This window comes from Ornithinibacillus contaminans (assembly GCF_001038425.2).
In the GTDB taxonomy this organism is placed as follows: domain Bacteria; phylum Bacillota; class Bacilli; order Bacillales; family Amphibacillaceae; genus Ornithinibacillus; species Ornithinibacillus contaminans.
This window is the reverse complement of sequence record NZ_LDPV02000024.1, coordinates 189,730-208,706: the sequence shown is the minus strand read 5'-3', so window position 1 is coordinate 208,706 and position 18,977 is coordinate 189,730. Positions and strand designations below refer to the sequence as shown.

General features: G+C 37.8%; 15 protein-coding genes. All 15 read left to right on the top strand.

Annotated elements, in window-relative coordinates; genetic code table 11:
- Positions 1–15: 15 nt before the first annotated feature.
- The 15 genes from JF53_RS06430 (at position 16) to pgeF (ending at position 18,966) form a co-directional block, all read left to right on the top strand.
- Entirely contained in the window at positions 16–2,265 is a 2,250-nt protein-coding gene (locus JF53_RS06430; RefSeq protein WP_047981355.1) for a penicillin-binding protein, read from the top strand.
- Between the two features lie 83 nt (positions 2,266–2,348).
- On the top strand, positions 2,349–4,295 hold the full coding sequence (locus JF53_RS06425; protein WP_047981354.1) for a stage V sporulation protein D: 1,947 nt from the start codon (positions 2,349–2,351) through the stop codon (positions 4,293–4,295).
- Between the two features lie 180 nt (positions 4,296–4,475).
- The gene (locus tag JF53_RS06420) at positions 4,476–5,957 is read left to right on the top strand and encodes a UDP-N-acetylmuramoyl-L-alanyl-D-glutamate--2,6-diaminopimelate ligase (protein WP_047981353.1); all 1,482 of its coding nucleotides are present in this window, start codon (positions 4,476–4,478) and stop codon (positions 5,955–5,957) included.
- Between the two features lie 2 nt (positions 5,958–5,959).
- Entirely contained in the window at positions 5,960–7,324 is a 1,365-nt protein-coding gene (locus JF53_RS06415) for a UDP-N-acetylmuramoyl-tripeptide--D-alanyl-D-alanine ligase (protein ID WP_047981352.1), read from the top strand.
- A 127-nt stretch (positions 7,325–7,451) separates the two neighbouring features.
- Positions 7,452–8,417, top strand: a complete 966-nt coding sequence (gene mraY / locus JF53_RS06410) for a phospho-N-acetylmuramoyl-pentapeptide-transferase (protein WP_047981404.1) — start codon at positions 7,452–7,454, stop codon at positions 8,415–8,417.
- Complete coding sequence (murD, locus tag JF53_RS06405; protein WP_047981351.1) at positions 8,414–9,763, top strand: UDP-N-acetylmuramoyl-L-alanine--D-glutamate ligase; 1,350 nt, start codon at positions 8,414–8,416, stop codon at positions 9,761–9,763. The genes mraY and murD overlap by 4 nt, the downstream gene beginning before the upstream one ends.
- A gap of 123 nt (positions 9,764–9,886) precedes the next feature.
- Positions 9,887–10,954, top strand: coding sequence for a stage V sporulation protein E (gene spoVE / locus JF53_RS06400; protein WP_047981403.1), 1,068 nt, complete (start codon positions 9,887–9,889; stop codon positions 10,952–10,954).
- Positions 10,955–11,101: 147 nt separating this feature from the next.
- On the top strand, positions 11,102–11,941 hold the full coding sequence (locus JF53_RS06395; protein ID WP_047981350.1) for a cell division protein FtsQ/DivIB: 840 nt from the start codon (positions 11,102–11,104) through the stop codon (positions 11,939–11,941).
- A gap of 209 nt (positions 11,942–12,150) precedes the next feature.
- Complete coding sequence (gene ftsA / locus JF53_RS06390) at positions 12,151–13,437, top strand: cell division protein FtsA (protein ID WP_047981349.1); 1,287 nt, start codon at positions 12,151–12,153, stop codon at positions 13,435–13,437.
- A gap of 66 nt (positions 13,438–13,503) precedes the next feature.
- Positions 13,504–14,631 carry a cell division protein FtsZ gene (ftsZ, locus tag JF53_RS06385; protein WP_047981348.1) on the top strand — a complete coding sequence of 376 codons (1,128 nt, stop codon included), beginning with the start codon at positions 13,504–13,506 and terminating at the stop codon, positions 14,629–14,631.
- Between the two features lie 349 nt (positions 14,632–14,980).
- The gene (gene spoIIGA, locus JF53_RS06380; RefSeq protein ID WP_047981347.1) at positions 14,981–15,901 is read left to right on the top strand and encodes a sigma-E processing peptidase SpoIIGA; all 921 of its coding nucleotides are present in this window, start codon (positions 14,981–14,983) and stop codon (positions 15,899–15,901) included.
- 19 nt (positions 15,902–15,920) lie between these two features.
- Positions 15,921–16,640, top strand: a complete 720-nt coding sequence (gene sigE, locus JF53_RS06375; RefSeq protein WP_047981346.1) for an RNA polymerase sporulation sigma factor SigE — start codon at positions 15,921–15,923, stop codon at positions 16,638–16,640.
- A gap of 120 nt (positions 16,641–16,760) precedes the next feature.
- Positions 16,761–17,540, top strand: a complete 780-nt coding sequence (gene sigG / locus JF53_RS06370; protein WP_047981345.1) for an RNA polymerase sporulation sigma factor SigG — start codon at positions 16,761–16,763, stop codon at positions 17,538–17,540.
- A 316-nt stretch (positions 17,541–17,856) separates the two neighbouring features.
- A complete protein-coding gene (locus JF53_RS06365; RefSeq protein ID WP_047981344.1) occupies positions 17,857–18,114 on the top strand; it encodes a YlmC/YmxH family sporulation protein in 258 nt (85 codons plus the stop codon).
- 33 nt (positions 18,115–18,147) lie between these two features.
- Positions 18,148–18,966 carry a peptidoglycan editing factor PgeF gene (pgeF, locus tag JF53_RS06360; RefSeq protein ID WP_236686918.1) on the top strand — a complete coding sequence of 273 codons (819 nt, stop codon included), beginning with the start codon at positions 18,148–18,150 and terminating at the stop codon, positions 18,964–18,966.
- Positions 18,967–18,977: the final 11 nt, after the last annotated feature.

The following is an 18,977-nucleotide window of genomic DNA, read 5'->3' as shown; positions in this document are numbered from 1 at the left end:
CACAGGTGATCATATATGAAGAAAAATAAAGCCACCCATGCCATGGCAGGAGTTTTAATGCTAGTTTTTATCGTTGCATTTCTACTTGTGACTGGTAGATTTCTATATATACAAGCCTCGGGGTCTGTGGAAGGTGTTGCCTTAGATGAATGGGCTGAGAATGTACGCACATCATCCTATACATTAGATTCTGAACGAGGAAAGATTTTTGATAAAAATGGAATGACTCTCGCTTATGACATGCCAACTTTTCGTATGTATGCCATTGTTGATAAAAGGTTTTCAGAGAACACAGAGGAGCCACAGCACGTAGCTGACCCAGACGGTACAGCAGAAAAGCTGGCTCCTTTATTGAATACGGAAAAATCCTATCTTTTGGAACGATTAAACTATGGAATAGATACCGGTAAATCACAGGTTGAATTTGGTTCCATCGGTAAGGGGATTTCCCTTCAGGTGAAAGATGACATTGAAGCGCTAGGACTTCCGGGGATAAAGTTTGTTAAAGAAAATGTACGATATTATCCAAATGGTATATTTGCATCGCATATTATTGGTTTCGCGCGTGAAACAGAGACTGAAACAGAAGAGGGAGATATAAAACAAGAGATCTCCGGTGTCACTGGGATTGAACGTGAAATGGATGACCTGCTAAGAGGAACAGATGGCTATATATCGTACCAACGCGATATTTACAATAAAAAACTATTGGATCCGAATGAAGTAATTAGCATGCCAGATAATGGTGACGACGTTTATTTAACGATTGACCAAAAAATCCAAACACTGCTTGAAGATGTTATGACACAAGTGGAAGACAAATATGAACCTGAACGGATAACTGCAATTGTAATGAATCCGAAAACGGGCGAGATAGTGGCTATGGGAAATCGTCCAAGTTATAACCCAAACAATCCGTTAGACGTAAAGAACTGGTATAATGATGCTATTTCGACTCCGTTTGAATTAGGATCAACGATGAAGATGTTTACCTGGTCAGCTGCCATTGATACAGGCGTATATGATGGTGGAGCTGGCTATAAATCAGGTACTTATCAAATAAGTGATAATATTAGGAAGGTAAGTGACTTTAATAACGGTAAAGGCTGGGGTGTTATCTCATACGATGAAGGATTTGCAAGATCCTCTAACGTTGCCGCGGGTAAATTGGTATGGGAAGTTATGGGACCAGATACATTTTTGGAATATCTAAAAGCCTTTGACTTTGATAAGTCCTCTGGAATTGATTTGCCTGGTGAAGTGACGGGCAAAATCTTATATAACTGGCCGTTAGAGAAAATAACTACATCTTTTGGACAAGGTAGTACCGCAACACCTATCCAATTAATGAAAGCTGCAACAGCTATCGCTAATGATGGAAAAATGGTTAAACCGTACGTACTTGATAAAATTGTCGATCCAGATACTGGGGACATTATAGAGAAACATGAACCGGAAGTGGTTGGTGAACCAATTTCAAAGGAAACAGCACAGCAGGTACGAGAATTGCTTGTGTCAGCTGTTCAATCAGAACATGCAACTGGCAGTAGATTTAATTTGAAGGATTATTCTGTTGGAGGGAAAACTGGTACAGCCCAGATTCCTGATCCTGACGGTGGGTATTTAGTTGGAAGTGAAAATTATGTATTTTCCTTCTTAGGTATGGCACCTGCAGATGATCCGGAGTTGATGATGTATGTATCTGTCAAACAGCCTAATTTAGAATTTGATTCAGGTATTGAGCCTGGATCTGCTCCTGTGTCGTTTATATTTAATAATGTTATGGAAAATGCATTGCATTACTTGGATATTAATCCTGACAAAGGAGAGGTTACGGACATTAATGTATTCAAGATGCCTGACTTAACCGGAAAGTCGGTTAATGCTGCAAAAGATGTGCTAACGAATGCAGGAATGAATACCGCAGTAATTGGCTCAGGAAGTAAAGTAGTGGCAATAAGTGTACAGGAAGGTCAAAAAGTATTGCCGAATGAACGAATCTTACTACTAACTGATAAGCCAACCATGCCATCTATAATCGGATGGTCTTTAAGGGATGTGTTACGATTAGGTGAAATGCTAAATCTTGACATCGAGCCTATTGGTAATGGGTATGTGGTTTCGCAGAGTATAGCGGAAGGTCAATCACTTAAAGCGAACGATTATCTTGGAATTGAATTAAAAACGCCAAAAGAGATAAGAGAGCTCGAAGCGAAGGATGCAGATGAGGCAGACGAAAATGCAGTTGCCGATACATTTGAATAGTTAGTGGAATGGAAAACAGTGTTCTAATCAGTTTTTTATAACATATAGTTGATACAAGCCTACCTATGTGAAGGAGATGGACTATGAAACGTGTATCAACTGTAACCGTTAGAAAACGATTAGTCACTGTTTTTCTTGTTGGAATAATTTTCTTCGGAATTATTGATCTTCGCCTGGGTTACGTACAATTTATTCTAGGTGATCAATTAATGGAGAAGGCAGATGAATCATGGAGTAGAAATATTTCCTTTCAACCGGAACGTGGCCGAATATTAGATGTAAATGGCGAGGTTTTAGCAGAAAATGTTACGGCACCTTCTGTAGTAGTCGTGCCAAGGCAAATAACCGATCCAAAAGATACTGCAGAGAAACTTGCGGAAATTTTAGATATGTCTGTTGAAAAAGCATATGCATATGTGACGAAATCAGCCATGTCGGTAAATATCCATCCCGAGGGAAGAAAACTATCAGAAGAACAGGAAAAGGCGCTTCGAACATTAAATCTTGAGGGAGTTTATCTTGCCAAGGATTCGATTCGTCATTATCCTTTTGGAGATGATTTAGCCCATGTGCTTGGGTTTGCGGGTATCGATAATCAAGGATTAATGGGGCTAGAGTTATACTATGATGATTTGCTCAATGGAAATGCGGGAAGTTTATCTTTTTATTCGGATGCGAAAGGTCGTAAGTTAACACAGCTGGCAGATGTATATACACCACCTAAGGATGGTTATGAGCTAGTTACAACCATTGATTCACGAATTCAGACAATCATTGAGCGGGAATTAGATCTAGCAGTTGCTAAATATAATCCTGATGGTGCACTTGCCATAGTAGTTGATCCAGATACAGGTGGTATCTTAGCCATGTCATCACGGCCGACTTTCAAACCGGAGAACTATCAAGAAGTAGACGCTTCCATCTATAATCGGAATTTACCGATTTGGAGCACTTATGAACCTGGTTCAACCTTTAAGATAATTACACTTGCTGCGGCGCTTGAGGAAAAAAAGGTTGATTTAGTAAATGATACTTTCTTTGATGATGGCGATATTGAAGTTGCTGGAGCACATTTGCATTGCTGGAAAGCTGGCGGGCATGGTAGCCAAACTTATTTAGAGGTTGTTCAAAATTCGTGTAACCCTGGATTTGTGCATCTTGGGCAACTGTTAGGGAAGGAAAAGTTATTTCATTACATCGAGGAGTTTGGCTTTGGTAGTAAAACAGGTATTGATTTACAGGGAGAAGGAACTGGGATTCTATTTAAACCAGAAAACGTTGGCCCAGTTGAGCTTGCAACAACGGCATTCGGTCAAGGTGTATCAGTAACCCCGATTCAACAGGTTATGGCTGTTTCTTCTGCTATTAATGGTGGATACCTATATGAACCCTACATTGCTAAGGAATGGATTAACCCACAGACAAATAAAGTCGTAAGTCAAACAGAACCTTCGTTAAAAAATAGAGTCATCTCGGAAGCGACCTCTGAAGAAATTCGAAATGCACTAGAAAGTGTTGTCGCACAGGGGACCGGAAGACCAGCATATGTTGATGGTTATCGGGTCGGTGGAAAGACTGGTACAGCACAAAAGGTAGGGCCTAATGGCGGGTATCTGGAAAATAACCATATCGTCTCGTTTATTGGGTTTGCCCCGGCTGATGATCCTGAATTAGTTGTTTATGTTGCAATTGATAATCCAAAAGGTGTGCGACAATTTGGTGGAACAGTAGCAGCTCCTATTGTAGGAACTGTAATTGGAGATAGTTTACGGGTAATGGGAGTTGAGCCGAGAACAGATGGATTAGAGAAAGAATACCAATGGCCAGAACAACCAAAGGTCGAAGTACCAGACCTAATTGGATTACCAAAAAGTGATTTAGTTCAAATCTATTCTGATTTAGCCATTGAATCCAGTGGAACTGGAAAATATATCGTTGATCAAGAGCCTAAGGCAGGTACAAAGGTTGAATCGGGATCGACGGTAAGGATTTATTTGTCGGATGAACAGAAGTCAGATCATGAACATTAGAGGGAATTCGTAGTTGATACCAACTCGAAATGCTGATAAATTTCAAAGAAAATGATTCAGATACAGGCTTAGATTTGATATAATAGATAGGATGAAAATGAAATTAAGAAGGTGAAGAACCGACTTAAATATAATACGATAAGAGAATATTATGTTGGAGATTTAGAAAGGATGTAATGAATGCGTCTAAAGCAAATTCTTTCTTTGCTTCCATTCTCTGAACAATTCTCTGAACTTAACGACATAGAAATCAACACAATTAAAATGGATTCTAGAGAAATTACAAAAGATGATTTATTCGTTTGCATTAATGGATTTACGGTAGATGGTCATGATTTTGTTGAAGAGGCTGTTGAAAATGGTGCCAGTGTAATAGTGGCTGAACGACAAGTAGACACAAAAGTAAAGGTACCTGTGGTTATCGTGCCAAATACAGTTCGGTTTTTGGCGATTGCGGCAGGGGTGTATTATCAATTTCCAACGCACCAAATTCCGCTAATAGGGGTGACCGGTACTAATGGAAAGACAACCGTCACATATTTATTAGAGACAATTTTCAATCATGCTGCTGAAAAAACGGGTGTCATTGGTACCATTCAAATGAAGATTGGTCAGGACACTTACCCAATTGAAAATACGACACCAAATGCATTGTTTTTACAAAAGACAATCCGAAAAATGGTGGATGAAGGTGTGCAGAAGGTGATTATGGAAGTATCCTCACATGCACTAGATTTAGGTAGGGTCTACGGTTGTAATTATGATATTGCGATTTTTACAAATTTGACGCAGGATCATCTCGATTATCACGAATCCATGGAAGATTATTTACGGGCAAAAAGCCTTTTATTTGCACAATTAGGTAATAGCTATCATACGGATAGTAGGAAGTTTGCAATTATTAATCAGGATGATCCGGCAAGCCCTAAATTTGAACGATCAACAGCACAACCAGTTGTTACATATGGAATCACTTCTAAAGCAGACATAATGGCAAAGGATATACGTTTGACACCTTCTGGAACGCGTTTTTTATTATGTACGCCATATGGAAATACTGTTATTAATAGTAAATTAATTGGTAAATTTAATGTGTCCAATATGTTAGCGGCATGTACTGCTGCATTAGTTGCTGGAATTTCATTACCGATTATTAAAAAAGCATATGAAAGCATTCAAGGTGTTAATGGCCGGTTTGAGCCTGTTACGCATGACCAGTTGTTTTCCGTTATTGTGGATTATGCCCATACACCAGATTCATTGGAGAATGTATTAGCGACCATTCAAGAATTTGCGACACATAACATTTACGTAGTTGTTGGCTGTGGTGGTGACCGTGACCGTACTAAGCGACCATTGATGGCGCAAATTGCGGTCCAGTATGCTGATTTTGCAATTTTTACTTCTGATAATCCAAGAACTGAGGATCCGCAAATTATTCTAAACGATATGACAGTAGGGTTACCACATACTGCTACTAATTACCAAGTAGTAATCGATCGTAGAAAAGCAATACATCAAGCAATAAAGTTGGCAAACCAAGGTGATATTGTCCTAATTGCTGGTAAAGGACACGAAACATACCAGCAAATTGGTCACACAAAGTATCATTTTGATGATAGAGAAGTAGCAATAGAAGCACTACAGGCTAAGGAGACATGAGTATGTTATTTACGACAAATTGGTTAACGACAGTTTTTACTGATTGTAGTGGAGATCAGGGAAACGAAAAAGAAATTAAATCGGTAACGATCGATAGTCGCCAAAAATCAGAGGACGCACTATTTATTCCAATTATAGGTGAGAATTTTGATGGCCATGATTTTGTTGAGCAAGCCTATCAGAACGGCGCGATTGCAATTTTGTGGGACCGGAAGAGAAAGCTACCAGAGCAACTGACTAGCAAGGTTTATGTTTACTATGTTGATGATACGACTTCTGCACTACAAGAATTAGCGAGTTGCTATCGCGATAAGGTTAATCCGATTGTAATTGGGGTAACAGGATCTAATGGAAAAACAACCACAAAGGATATTGTAGCTTCCATTGCTAAGCAAAAATATCGAACACACTATACGAATGGGAATTTTAATAATGAAATAGGTTTACCACTTACTGTATTAGCAATGGAAGCTAATACAGAGGTTCTTGTTTTGGAGATGGGAATGAGTAGCTTTGGGGAAATTGAATTGCTATCCAAGCTCGCAAAGCCAGACTATGCAATCATTACGAATATAGGGGAATCACATATTGAGTTTTTAGGGTCCCGTGAAGGTATTGCTAAAGCGAAATTAGAAATTACAAGTGGGCTAAGTAAGAATGGGAAGTTAATAGTTGATGGCGATGAGCCATTACTTGCTTCTGTTCATCATGAGGACCATGTTGTGACGGCGGGATTTGAATCGACTAATGATTTTGTTATCTCATCGATTGAAATTAACCGACGAGAAACAACCTTTGTTGGTTCTGATGGAAATACTTATTCCATTCCTCTGCTTGGAAATCATCATGCCAAAAACGCTTCATATGGTATTGTGATAGGAGCATTACTCGGAATAAGCTTCGATCAAATTCAAGCAGCATTTCATGGATTAACACTTACCGGTATGCGATTTGAATTATTAACTGGCCGTCATGGTGTTTCCATCATAAATGATGCATATAACGCTTCACCAACTTCTATGAAGGCAGCAATCCAAGTTGTCAACCAGATACCTGATTTTAAGGAAAAGGTGTTAGTGCTAGGAGATATTTATGAGCTTGGTAGTGAATCCAAAAGTATGCATGAAGCTGTAGCGGAGGTTATTGATAATTCCATAACAGCCTTGTTTACAGTTGGGGAGGATTCAAAAGTCATATCAGATGTCGTTCAATTGAAGTACCCAATGTTAGTAGTAGCTCATTTTCATCAAAAAGAAGATGTGCTAGAAGCATTACAACCATATCTAAAGCAAGATGCACTACTGTTATTTAAGGCTTCAAGAGGTATGAAGTTGGAATCATTAATTGAAGCAATCAAAGCAAATTAAATTAAATTAAATTAAATTAAATTAAATTAAATTAAATTAAATGATTATAAACAAGTGGATTTGCAGCTTGTGGTTGGACGGTTGGCAATAGAAGGAGGAAGAAATAGTGAGTGTAACTGTACTAATAATGACAATAGCGATCGCATTTTTAATTACCGTCCTCTTGTCTCCAATTTTAATACCGTTTTTAAGACGATTAAAGTTTGGACAAAGTATTCGAGAAGAAGGACCGAAATCACATATGAAAAAAACTGGTACTCCTACAATGGGGGGTATCATCATAGTTATAAGTATCGTACTTACATCGCTAATTATGGCGAATAAATACGGTGATGGAGAAATTAGCTATGAATTAGGACTTCTGTTATTTGTTCTATTGGGATATGGTTTGCTAGGATTTTTAGATGATTTTATTAAGGTAGCATTGAAACGTAACTTAGGACTAACATCAAAACAAAAAATGATTGGTCAACTAGTAATTGCTATTATTTTCTATCTTATTTTAAAGAAACAAGGTTTTCCAACGTATATAGCGATACCAGGAACAGACTTTCAATTTGAACTTGGCTTTGGATATGCCATTCTTATTGTATTTATGTTAGTAGGGGCATCCAATGCAGTTAACCTTACAGATGGTTTAGACGGCTTACTTTCAGGGACAGCTGCCATTGCATTTGGTGCTTTTGGCATTTTAGCATGGTATCTGAATCCCCACGCAGAAGTGGCGCTATTTTCAATAGCAATTGTAGGGGCGTTATTAGGGTTTTTAGTGTTTAATGCACATCCTGCCAAAGTATTTATGGGGGATACAGGTTCATTAGCACTTGGTGGTGCTATTGCAGCTGTAGCTATTTTAACAAAACTAGAGATTTTATTAGTCATCATTGGTGGGGTTTTTGTCATGGAAACTCTATCCGTTATCATTCAAGTTATATCATTTAAAACTACCGGAAAAAGAGTATTTAAAATGAGTCCATTACATCACCATTATGAACTTGTCGGCTGGTCGGAATGGCGAGTCGTTACAACGTTTTGGTCACTTGGGCTTATCTTCGCTGCTTTAGGTATATACATCGAGGTGTGGTTAGGATGAAAAAATTAGTTGATTTTCCTTATGCGCAGGTGCTTGTTTTGGGTCTTGCCAAAAGCGGCACTGCTGCAACGAAGCTTCTACTTGATAGTGGAGTGCGTGTTCGTGTCAATGATTTGAAAACGTCAGAGACAGACGCGGTCGTAACGGAGCTACGGGCTCTAGGTGCTGATGTGATTGTAGGATCCCACCCGCTAACCGTGCTGGATGGGATTGATTTAGTTGTTAAGAATCCTGGAATACCGTATGAGAATGAAGTGATTCAACGAGCACAAAACCAATCTATTCCGGTGATAACGGAAATCGAATTGGCAGGTCAGCTAGCAGACGGTGCTATTATTGGTGTCACTGGTTCTAATGGTAAGACAACTACTACAACACTTATTTATGAAATGCTTGAGCATAGTAACCAGCCTGTTAAAGTTGCGGGAAACATCGGAATAGTTGCTACTGAAACAGCACGAAGCCTGCGGAATAATGAGCAGATGGTTTTAGAGCTATCATCCTTCCAGTTAATGGGGATTGATAAGTTTCGCCCGAAAATTGCTGTACTATTAAACATTTTTGAAGCGCATTTGGATTATCATAAAACATTTGCAAACTATAAAGAGGCAAAATGCAATATTTTTGCCAATCAACTAGCAGATGATTATCTCGTCTATAATGCAGATGATCCTACTATATCGGTTGCTGTAGAAGCTGCAAAATCCATGAAAGTTCCTTTTTCTGTTAGTCAAAAAATAGAAACTGGTGCCTGGATTGATGAAGAATATGTCTATTTTAAGTCAGAACGGATTATTGCCTTAGAGGAAATTGTATTAGTTGGAGAGCATAATGTAGAGAACATTCTAGCCGCTATAAGTGCTGCTAAATTAAGTGGGGCAACGAATGAGGGAATAAGGAAGGTTCTAACAACATTTACTGGTGTGAGACATCGCCTGCAATATATTGATACGATCCATAATCGTCTGTTTTATAATGATTCAAAAGCAACCAATATACTTGCAACCCAGAAAGCACTATCTTCCTTCGAACAACCAACTATTTTATTAGCTGGTGGACTTGATCGGGGAAATGGTTTTGACGAATTAATCCCATATCTAAACCATGTGAAAGCATTGGTTGTATTTGGAGAGACAGCACCAAAACTACGATCAATGGCTGAAAAAGCGGGTATTACGCATGTGATAACTGCTGAACGAGTCCAAGATGCCGTTTTAAAAGCATATGATTTTTCTGCAGAAGGTGATGTCATCTTACTTTCACCAGCCTGTGCAAGCTGGGATCAATATAAGACGTTTGAAGAAAGAGGAGACATGTTTATACAAGCCGTGCATACAATAAAGTAGGGGCTTGTATTAGGAGAATATAATAGAATAATGACAGATAACACTGCCCCTATATCAACTTGGTAAAGGGGTGTTTTTTTGTTTAGTAATCGGATTTCCAATAAGGACAAGCCAGATTATTTTATGTTAACGATCATTTTATTATTATTATTAATCGGAATTGTGATGGTTTACAGTTCCTCCTATATATGGGCAGATTATAAATATTCGGATTCGTTTTATTTTGTAAAAAGACAGCTGTTATTTAGCGGTGTAGGTGTTGTAGGGATGTTCTTTTTTATGAACATTCCATATAATAATTGGGCAAAGTACTCACGCATTATCTTATTCGTATGCTTTGGGTTATTATTACTTGTTTTGATACCGGGTATAGGACTAACACGTGGTGGAGCACAAAGCTGGATAGGTGTTGGTGCGTTTAGTATTCAGCCATCCGAGTTTATGAAATTGGGTCTGATTATTTTTCTGTCTGTATATTTATCTACTAATCAAAAATATATTACGTCGTTTAAAAAGGGATTTTTTCCAGCGTTGGTATTAGTTTTTGCAGCATTTGGTCTAATCATGCTACAACCGGATTTAGGAACGGGCATGGTGTTGATTTTAACGTGTATGGTTATGATATTTGTATCTGGTGCAAGAATTAGCCATTTCATTGGCCTAGGGGTTCTAGGTCTAGTTGGGTTTGCTTTATTAATTATTTCAGCACCATATCGTATAAGTAGGATTACAGCATTTTTAAATCCGTGGCAAGATCCACTAGGTGATGGATTCCAAATTATCCAGTCGCTCTATGCTATTGGACCAGGGGGTTTAATGGGTGTTGGATTAGGGAATAGCCTACAAAAGTATTTCTATTTGCCAGAACCACAAACAGATTTTATCTTTGCGATTCTCGGAGAAGAGCTTGGTTTTATTGGTGGGACAATTCTATTAGTGCTTTTTGTCCTTTTATTCTGGCGAGGATTACGAGTTTCCTTAGAGGTTCCAGATCCATTTGGCAGATTATTAGCACTTGGAATTGTATCCATGTTAACCATTCAAGTAATGATTAACATTAGTGTTGTTATTGGTCTAATTCCAGTAACCGGAATTACGCTGCCTTTTTTAAGCTATGGTGGATCATCATTAACCTTAACACTTTGCTCGGTTGGGATTTTACTAAATATTAGTAGATCAGCTAAATTATAATGATTTTTTGGTAAAATTTCTTAAATAAACTAATTACTGTGTACTATATGTTTTTTTCAATAGTATGTTATAATCAGAATAACTCAGTAGAACGGCATCAGACATGCCGTTTTAATGTGTAATTTTTTCAAAAAGGAAAGAATAGGAATGAGCAAAGAAAAAATTGTTTCAATAGAGGATCGGATTCCGAAATTGAAACAAGCCCGTAAAAAGAAGGCGAATCGACGCCTTGTGTTTTACTTATCTATTTTTTTCTTCTTAATCGCTATCATTGTCTATCTTCAATCACCACTAAGTCATGTCAAAACAATTCATGTTACTGGTAATTCTCTATTCCCAGAAGAAGAGGTAATTGAACGAAGTGGGCTATCTAGCAAAACTAACATTTGGACAATCAATAAAGAGGAAATAACTAAAACATTAGAGGAAAACCCTTTAGTAGATACGGTAACTGTAAAAACACAGCTCCCATGGACGGTAACAATTGAATTAAAAGAGCATAAACGAATTGGGTACATAAAACAAGACGATGCTTATTATCCAATATTGGGAAATGGTACAGTGCTTACACAAAGTAAACAAACAGATGTTTTTGGTGATGCACCTTTACTAGCTAATTTTACAGATGAAGCAGTTCTAAAGGATATGTCTATGGAATTAAGTAAGCTTCCAACTAATATTTTAAATATTATTTCGGAAGTTCATTGGGCGCCTACTGATGCAAATAAAAATGAAATAACCTTGTATATGAGTGATGGCTTTACAGTTGAATCATCTATTCGTGATTTCTCTGAAAAGATGACGGTGTATCCTTCCATAGCTGCACAGTTAGAGCCTGGAAGTCAAGGTATTATTCATATTGGGGTAGGAGCATACTTTGAATCTTTTGAGCAAAAAGCAACAGAAGATGAGGTAGAAGCTGAAGCGACCGATTCAGAAGAAGTAGAAGTGGAACAAGATGAAGTTGAAAACGACGGACAAAATTAGCAGTTTTTAACAGAAGTACTGTAATATTATAAATGGATTTGAATAATATTTACTAGTTTTAAAGGGAAATGTCTATTATATATTTCTTTTTTGGAGAAAATCCTTTAAAATAATAGATTATAGTATAGTTTTAGTAGATAAATAGGTAATCATCGTATGAGACAATAAATAGTGTTTTTTTGATGGTTCTGAATTAGGAGGTGCCTTTGTTGAACAACAATGACATATTAGTCAGTCTTGATATAGGTACAGCAAAAATTAAAGTAATTATTGGAGAAGTATTAAATGACTCGCTAAACATTATCGGTGTTGGAACTGCGAAATCAAATGGAATGAAAAAAGGTGCTATAGTCGATATTGATCAGACCGTTCATTCAATTCGGAGTGCAGTGGAACAAGCTGAACGTATGGTAGGCATGCAAATTGATAGTGTAGTTGTTGGAATTAGTGGAAATCACGTGCAATTACAGCCGTGTCATGGTGTGGTTGCTGTTCAGAGCGAAAACCGTGAAATCACTAATGAAGATGTAAAACGTGTAATTGATGGAGCTCAAGTCATTTCCATTCCACCAGAAAGAGAAATCATTGATGTTATTCCAAAACAATTTATTGTGGATGGACTTGATGAGATAACTGATCCAAGAGGAATGATTGGTGTCCGTTTAGAAATGGAAGGAACGATTATTACTTGCTCAAAAACGGTCTTACATAATATTCTAAAATGTGTGGAACGAGCAAATTTGAAAGTTTCCGATATTGTCCTTCAGCCTCTAGCGGCTGGAACGGTTGCACTATCAAAGGATGAACGAAATCTTGGAGTAGCATTAATTGATGTAGGTGGAGGTTGCTCTACTGTCTCGATTTTTGAAAATGACCATATTGTTTCAACTAGTGTCGTTGCACTTGGTGGAGATAATATCACAAAGGATTTATCAATCGGGCTAAGAACGACGACTGAGGAAGCCGAGGATATTAAAAAAAATTATGGTCATGCATTTTATAATGATGCCCGTGAAGATGAAGTGTTTGAGGCTACCATTATTGGCAGTAATGCGAAGCAAACCTTTAACCAGCTGCAAATAGCTGACATGATTGAAGCAAGACTGGAAGAAATTTATGCTTTTGCAGAAAGAGAAATACGTAGAATGGGCTACCAAGAATTACCTGGTGGATATGTTTTAACTGGTGGCACGATGAAAATGCCAGGTGCACTTGAACTTGCTGGAGATTTATTCCAGGCGAATGTTCGAATTGCAATTCCGGATTATATCGGTGTCCGGGAAGCACAATTTACAGCTGGTGTAGGTATCCTACAATTTGCTTACCATAATGCGAAGATTCAAGGGAAGAATCTATTCCCAGCAATTACGGCATCATTGGAGGAACCAAAAGTAAAACGAGCTAAAAAACAGCCGACAAAAGCGACTACTAATACGAATGAAAATGATAAAAAAGAGTCTGGAATTGCTAATTTATTTAAGTATTTCTTCGATTAATCAGCGTTCCCAAGCTAAAATTAGCTTCTAGAAATCTTGAAATTGGCACATTAGGAGGAACGAAAAATGTTAGAGTTTGATACAAGTATTGACCAATTAGCTACAATAAAGGTTATTGGTGTCGGTGGTGGCGGTAATAACGCTGTTAACCGCATGATTGACCATGGTGTCGAAGGAGTAGAATTCATTGCCGTTAACACGGATGCACAGGCACTAAATTTATCAAAAGCTGAAACAAAGCTACAAATCGGTGGCAAATTAACGAGAGGACTTGGCGCTGGTGCCAATCCTGAAGTGGGTAAAAAAGCTGCAGAGGAAAGCAGAGAGCAATTAGAAGAAGTATTACAAGGTGCTGATATGATCTTCGTTACTGCTGGTATGGGCGGAGGAACTGGTACAGGTGCTGCCCCTGTTATCGCACAAATCTCAAAAGATTTAGGTGCATTAACTGTCGGAGTTGTAACACGTCCGTTTTCATTTGAAGGTAGAAGAAGATCAAACCAAGCATTGTCTGGTATCGAATCATTTAAGAGTAATGTTGATACACTAATTGTTATTCCGAATGATCGTTTACTTGAGATTGTTGATAAAAACACACCTATGCTGGAGGCATTTAGAGAAGCAGATAATGTGTTACGTCAGGGTGTTCAAGGTATTTCGGACTTAATTGCTAAACCAGGATTGATTAATGTTGACTTTGCCGATGTAAAAACAATTATGTTTAATAAAGGGTCTGCATTAATGGGGATTGGTGTAGCAACTGGCGAAAACCGTGCAACCGAAGCGGCGAAAAAAGCAATTTCATCACCATTACTAGAAACATCGGTTGATGGTGCACATGGTATTTTAATGAATATTACTGGTGGAACGAACTTAAGCCTATATGAAGTTCAGGAAGCTGCTGATCTTGTTACCAATGCTGCGGATGAAGAAGTGAACGTTATCTTTGGTTCCGTTATAAATGAGGATTTAAAAGACGAGATTATCGTAACCGTTATTGCAACTGGCTTTAATGAATCCAAAAAAGTAGAGCAACCAATGCGCCAACGTCCAACGGTTGGCCATAATCAAGCGACTACTTCAAGAGTAAATGACGATTTCGCAAAAGATACTACTAATCAATCTAGACAAAGACAAGAGGAAGATATATTAGATATTCCTACGTTCTTGCGCAATCGAAATCGCGATCGTTAAGGTTAAGTAAACACTTAAAACGTATAGTCATCTGACTGTACGTTTTTTTGTGTTTTCCTCTAAATTAGGTAGTCCAAAATTTTGGCTACTCTCCGACATAACTAGTTGAAATTAGCATTAATTTGCATACAAGAAGTGACAGACTTCGCTTTTTCACTAGGCTATACTTCAATTTATACTCACTCTTTTACACAGGCTCATAGGCAATTTTAGATTACTAGAAAAAACTAGGTGGGAATTACGTGTGCAACATCGATTCGCTGCGATTTACTGGAGGGAATATCGAGAACTTCACAACAGGTAATATGCAGAGGTTTACTTTTTTATTTGTAGAGAAAGGAAGCGTAACATGACTGTTTACCTTGATGCGGTATGGGCATTAAATTTTCTGTTGGATATGATGCTGTTATTACTGACACAAGCCCTTTGTCGGGATTATACCCCAAGAATGAGAATCGTAATTGGAGGATTTATTGCGTCACTAATCGTTCCAATTACGCTTTATTTTCCACAGTCTTATATGACGACGGTAATTGGAAAGTTACTCTATTCTATTCTAATTATCTTGGCTACATTCCGCTTTGTAACAGTCAAAAGAATGATAAGGCAACTTTTACTGTTTTATTTTGTATCCTTTTCTATCGGAGGTGGCTTATTCGCAGCTCACTATATGTTACAAAGACCGATAGCATTATCCTCAACTGGATTTTTGTCATTTAGTAGCGGATATGGTGATCCGATTAGCTGGTTATTTGTTGTTCTTGGATTCCCGATAGCTTATTGGTTTACTAAGAGACGGATGGACGAGCATGTAATGGAGAAGATTCGGTATGACCAATTATATGAAGTGTCCATTAGGATCAAAAAGCAAACATTCGTAACTACTGGCTATATAGATAGTGGAAATCAATTGGTGGATCCTTTAACAAAAAGACCTGTTGTCATTTGTGATGAGGCATTTTTACAGCAGTGGTTCAATGAGAACGAATGGGCGCAACTCAAACAGGCGTATGAAGAATTTGATGTAGCAAAGATTCCTGTAAACTGGCAAGAAAATATTCAAGTAGTCCCATTTCATGGGGTAGAAGGAAAAAGTAGATTTTTGTTTGCAATAAAACCCGAACAGCTAAGCGTATTGTATGAGCAGCAAAACATTGTTGCAACGAAATTATTAATCGGTATACAATTTGCTAGTTTAACAAAAGACAAACGGTATCATTGCTTGCTTAATCCACAAATAATCAAATTAGCTGCTGTACACTCAGCATGATGAAAAAGGAGCGAAACAGATGAATAAACTAAAATTAAGAATGCGTATATGGTGGTATAAGTTATTAATAAAGCTTGGTGTGAAATCGGAGGAAATTTATTATATAGGTGGTAGTGAAGCATTACCACCACCTTTATCAAAAGAAGAAGAAAGCGAACTACTTGTTTTGCTAACAAAAGGAGATTCTTCTGCAAGATCGGTCTTAATTGAGCGCAACCTTAGGCTTGTTGTTTATATTGCACGTAAATTTGAAAATACAGGTATCAACATTGAAGATTTAATCAGCATCGGGACTATTGGGCTTATTAAGGCCGTAAATACGTTTAATCCAGAAAAGAAGATTAAACTTGCTACATATGCCTCACGTTGTATTGAAAACGAAATTCTTATGTATTTGCGAAGAAACAATAAATTAAAGTCCGAGATTTCGTTTGATGAACCATTAAATATCGACTGGGATGGTAATGAATTACTGTTATCAGATGTTCTAGGTACAGATGACGATGTGATTACGAAAAATCTAGAAACAAAAGTTGATAAGCATTTGCTTCAAAATGCATTGGGACAGCTAAATGCTAGAGAGAAGCAAATCATGGAGTTGCGTTTTGGTTTAGTTGGAGAGGAAGAAAAAACACAAAAGGATGTTGCCGACATGTTAGGGATTTCGCAATCCTATATTTCACGATTAGAGAAGAAGATAATTCGTCGCTTGAAAAAAGAATTTAATAAAATGGTGTAGCCTTGATTCAACAATAATGAGCTAGCTTTTGAGGTAATAACACATCATTTGCATTGCATAAATTTTCCCTCTTGAGGAGATACTGTCCATGAACAGCATCTCCAACTGGGAGGGTACAGAATGACTAGACATAAAGTAGTGATATGTGGTGTCGATACATCTAAATTACCAGTGTTGACCAATGAAGAAATGCGGAAACTATTCATAAAAATGCAAGAGGGGGACTTATCTGCTAGAGAAGAATTAGTTAACGGAAATTTGCGGCTTGTATTGAGTGTCATACAGCGCTTCAATAATCGTGGCGAATATGTGGATGATTTGTTTCAAGTAGGTTGTATCGGACTAATGAAATCCATAGATAATTTCGATTTAAGTCATAATGTTAGATTCTCGACCTATGCGGTACCTATGATCATCGGTGAAATAAGGCGCTATTTACGTGATAATAATCCTATCCGTGTTTCTAGATCATTACGGGATATTGCTTATAAAGCTCTGCAGGTTCGGGAAAAACTTATAAATAAATCTTCTAAAGAGCCAACACCAGCAGAAATTGCTGAGGAGATGGGCGTTCCGCATTCCGATGTCGTTTTTGCAATGGATGCGATTCAAGATCCAGTGTCACTATTCGAACCTATTTACAATGATGGGGGAGATCCAATCTATGTCGTTGATCAAATAAGTGACGATAAAGATAAGGATGATACATGGGTAGACAAGCTTTCCTTAAAGGAAGGTATGTACCAATTAAATGACCGTGAAAAAATGATATTAAATAAACGCTTTTTCCAAGGGAAAACCCAAATGGAGGTCGCCGATGAAATTGGCATCTCACAGGCACAAGTTTCCCGATTAGAAAAGGCTGCTATAAGTCAGATGAATAAACAGATGTTTGAATAAGTTGAGTTAAAGAGGCTGGGACATAAGTAAAATGAGAAGATAAAAGGACGAACAATGCACGAAGTATATTCCCGGAGCGGGTATCGTGCACCAACGTTCGGATTTTATCTAACCATTAACACTTTTGTCCCAGCCCTTTTGTATGGTTACCTATTTATACTTGGTCAACTGTCAACTTTACGATGAAATTGTTCATATGCTACGTGATACAAGGACGCCTAATCTCGTTCCAATTCATATAGAATTCTTATAACTTCTTTCACTGAATGAAGTTTGTTCTACCTGCATATATATCACTATAAGGTAGGTGATAGGGATGATTAAATTATCCGAGCTACAGGTGAAAGAAGTTATAATCGTAAATGATGGAAGGAAGCTTGGCCATATTTCTGATTTGGAGATTGATCCGGATCGAGGAAAAATACTTGCGTTAGTCATCTATTTGCGAGAGAAAAAGGGAGGTTTCTTTGGTAAACCAGAGGAATTAATGATATATTGGGAGCAAATCGTCACAATTGGTTCGGATGTTATACTTGTAAAAGATGTCAATGGACCGAGACTATATATTGAATGACAAATTATAACTTTTTTATAGTAGGGGGATTTTATGTTGCAAGAGATTTTTCAATACGATGACCAATCATTACTACACCTAGCAAAATGGCAAGCAATAGATCCCACTTTACAGGTCGGATTTACTTCTAGAAACGGAGGCATCAGTAAAGGAGAATTCCAAACTAATAACTTCGGTCTACATGTATCTGATCAGTATGAAGATGTAATGGCCAACAGGATGGGCTTAGCAAAGACACTTAACATATCCCTAGAAAATTGGGTTTCAGGGGAACAGGTTCATCAGACTAATGTTCGTGTCATCACTTTAGACGATGCTGGTAGAGGGGCTACGTCAATAGAATCCTCGTTAAAAGGAATTGATGGGCTCATCACGAAAGAACGTGGTCTACTTTGCACGGCATTTTTTGCTGATTGTGTCCCATTATTCTTTTTTGACCCAGTAACTGGCTATATCGGTATAGCACATGCTGGGTGGAAGGGGACAGTGGGAAAAATCGCAACTGAAATGACCACGAAATTAACGGAGCTCGGTGTTAATTTAGGTGATTTGCTGGTTACAATTGGACCATGTATTTCAACGGAATTTTATGAAATAGATGATTATGTTAAAGAACGTATTCCAAATGAATACCATAATACGGTATTAACCCCTTTACAGAATCAGCATTATTTATTAAATTTAAAACAGCTAAATGCTGAAATCCTTGTACAATCTGGCGTATTTCGTAGTAATATTGCTATGACAAATTATTGCACCTATCGAGATGAACAGTTGTTTTTTTCACATCGACGTGATCATGGGAAAACTGGTCGTATGTTAGGATATATTGGGTATAGTCGTTCGTTGTAGGGAGGAGAATT

What these genes read in the sequence shown, in the direction of transcription:
- JF53_RS06430 (WP_047981355.1), top strand. Translation starts at nt 16, where the DNA reads ATGAAGAAAAATAAAGCCACCCATGCCATGGCAGGAGTTTTAATGCTA.
- JF53_RS06425 (WP_047981354.1), top strand. Translation starts at nt 2,349, where the DNA reads ATGAAACGTGTATCAACTGTAACCGTTAGAAAACGATTAGTCACTGTT.
- JF53_RS06420 (WP_047981353.1), top strand. Translation starts at nt 4,476, where the DNA reads ATGCGTCTAAAGCAAATTCTTTCTTTGCTTCCATTCTCTGAACAATTC.
- JF53_RS06415 (WP_047981352.1), top strand. Translation starts at nt 5,960, where the DNA reads ATGTTATTTACGACAAATTGGTTAACGACAGTTTTTACTGATTGTAGT.
- mraY (WP_047981404.1), top strand. Translation starts at nt 7,452, where the DNA reads ATGACAATAGCGATCGCATTTTTAATTACCGTCCTCTTGTCTCCAATT.
- murD (WP_047981351.1), top strand. Translation starts at nt 8,414, where the DNA reads ATGAAAAAATTAGTTGATTTTCCTTATGCGCAGGTGCTTGTTTTGGGT.
- spoVE (WP_047981403.1), top strand. Translation starts at nt 9,887, where the DNA reads ATGTTAACGATCATTTTATTATTATTATTAATCGGAATTGTGATGGTT.
- JF53_RS06395 (WP_047981350.1), top strand. Translation starts at nt 11,102, where the DNA reads ATGAGCAAAGAAAAAATTGTTTCAATAGAGGATCGGATTCCGAAATTG.
- ftsZ (WP_047981348.1), top strand. Translation starts at nt 13,504, where the DNA reads ATGTTAGAGTTTGATACAAGTATTGACCAATTAGCTACAATAAAGGTT.
- spoIIGA (WP_047981347.1), top strand. Translation starts at nt 14,981, where the DNA reads ATGACTGTTTACCTTGATGCGGTATGGGCATTAAATTTTCTGTTGGAT.
- sigE (WP_047981346.1), top strand. Translation starts at nt 15,921, where the DNA reads ATGAATAAACTAAAATTAAGAATGCGTATATGGTGGTATAAGTTATTA.
- sigG (WP_047981345.1), top strand. Translation starts at nt 16,761, where the DNA reads ATGACTAGACATAAAGTAGTGATATGTGGTGTCGATACATCTAAATTA.
- JF53_RS06365 (WP_047981344.1), top strand. Translation starts at nt 17,857, where the DNA reads ATGATTAAATTATCCGAGCTACAGGTGAAAGAAGTTATAATCGTAAAT.
- pgeF (WP_236686918.1), top strand. Translation starts at nt 18,148, where the DNA reads ATGTTGCAAGAGATTTTTCAATACGATGACCAATCATTACTACACCTA.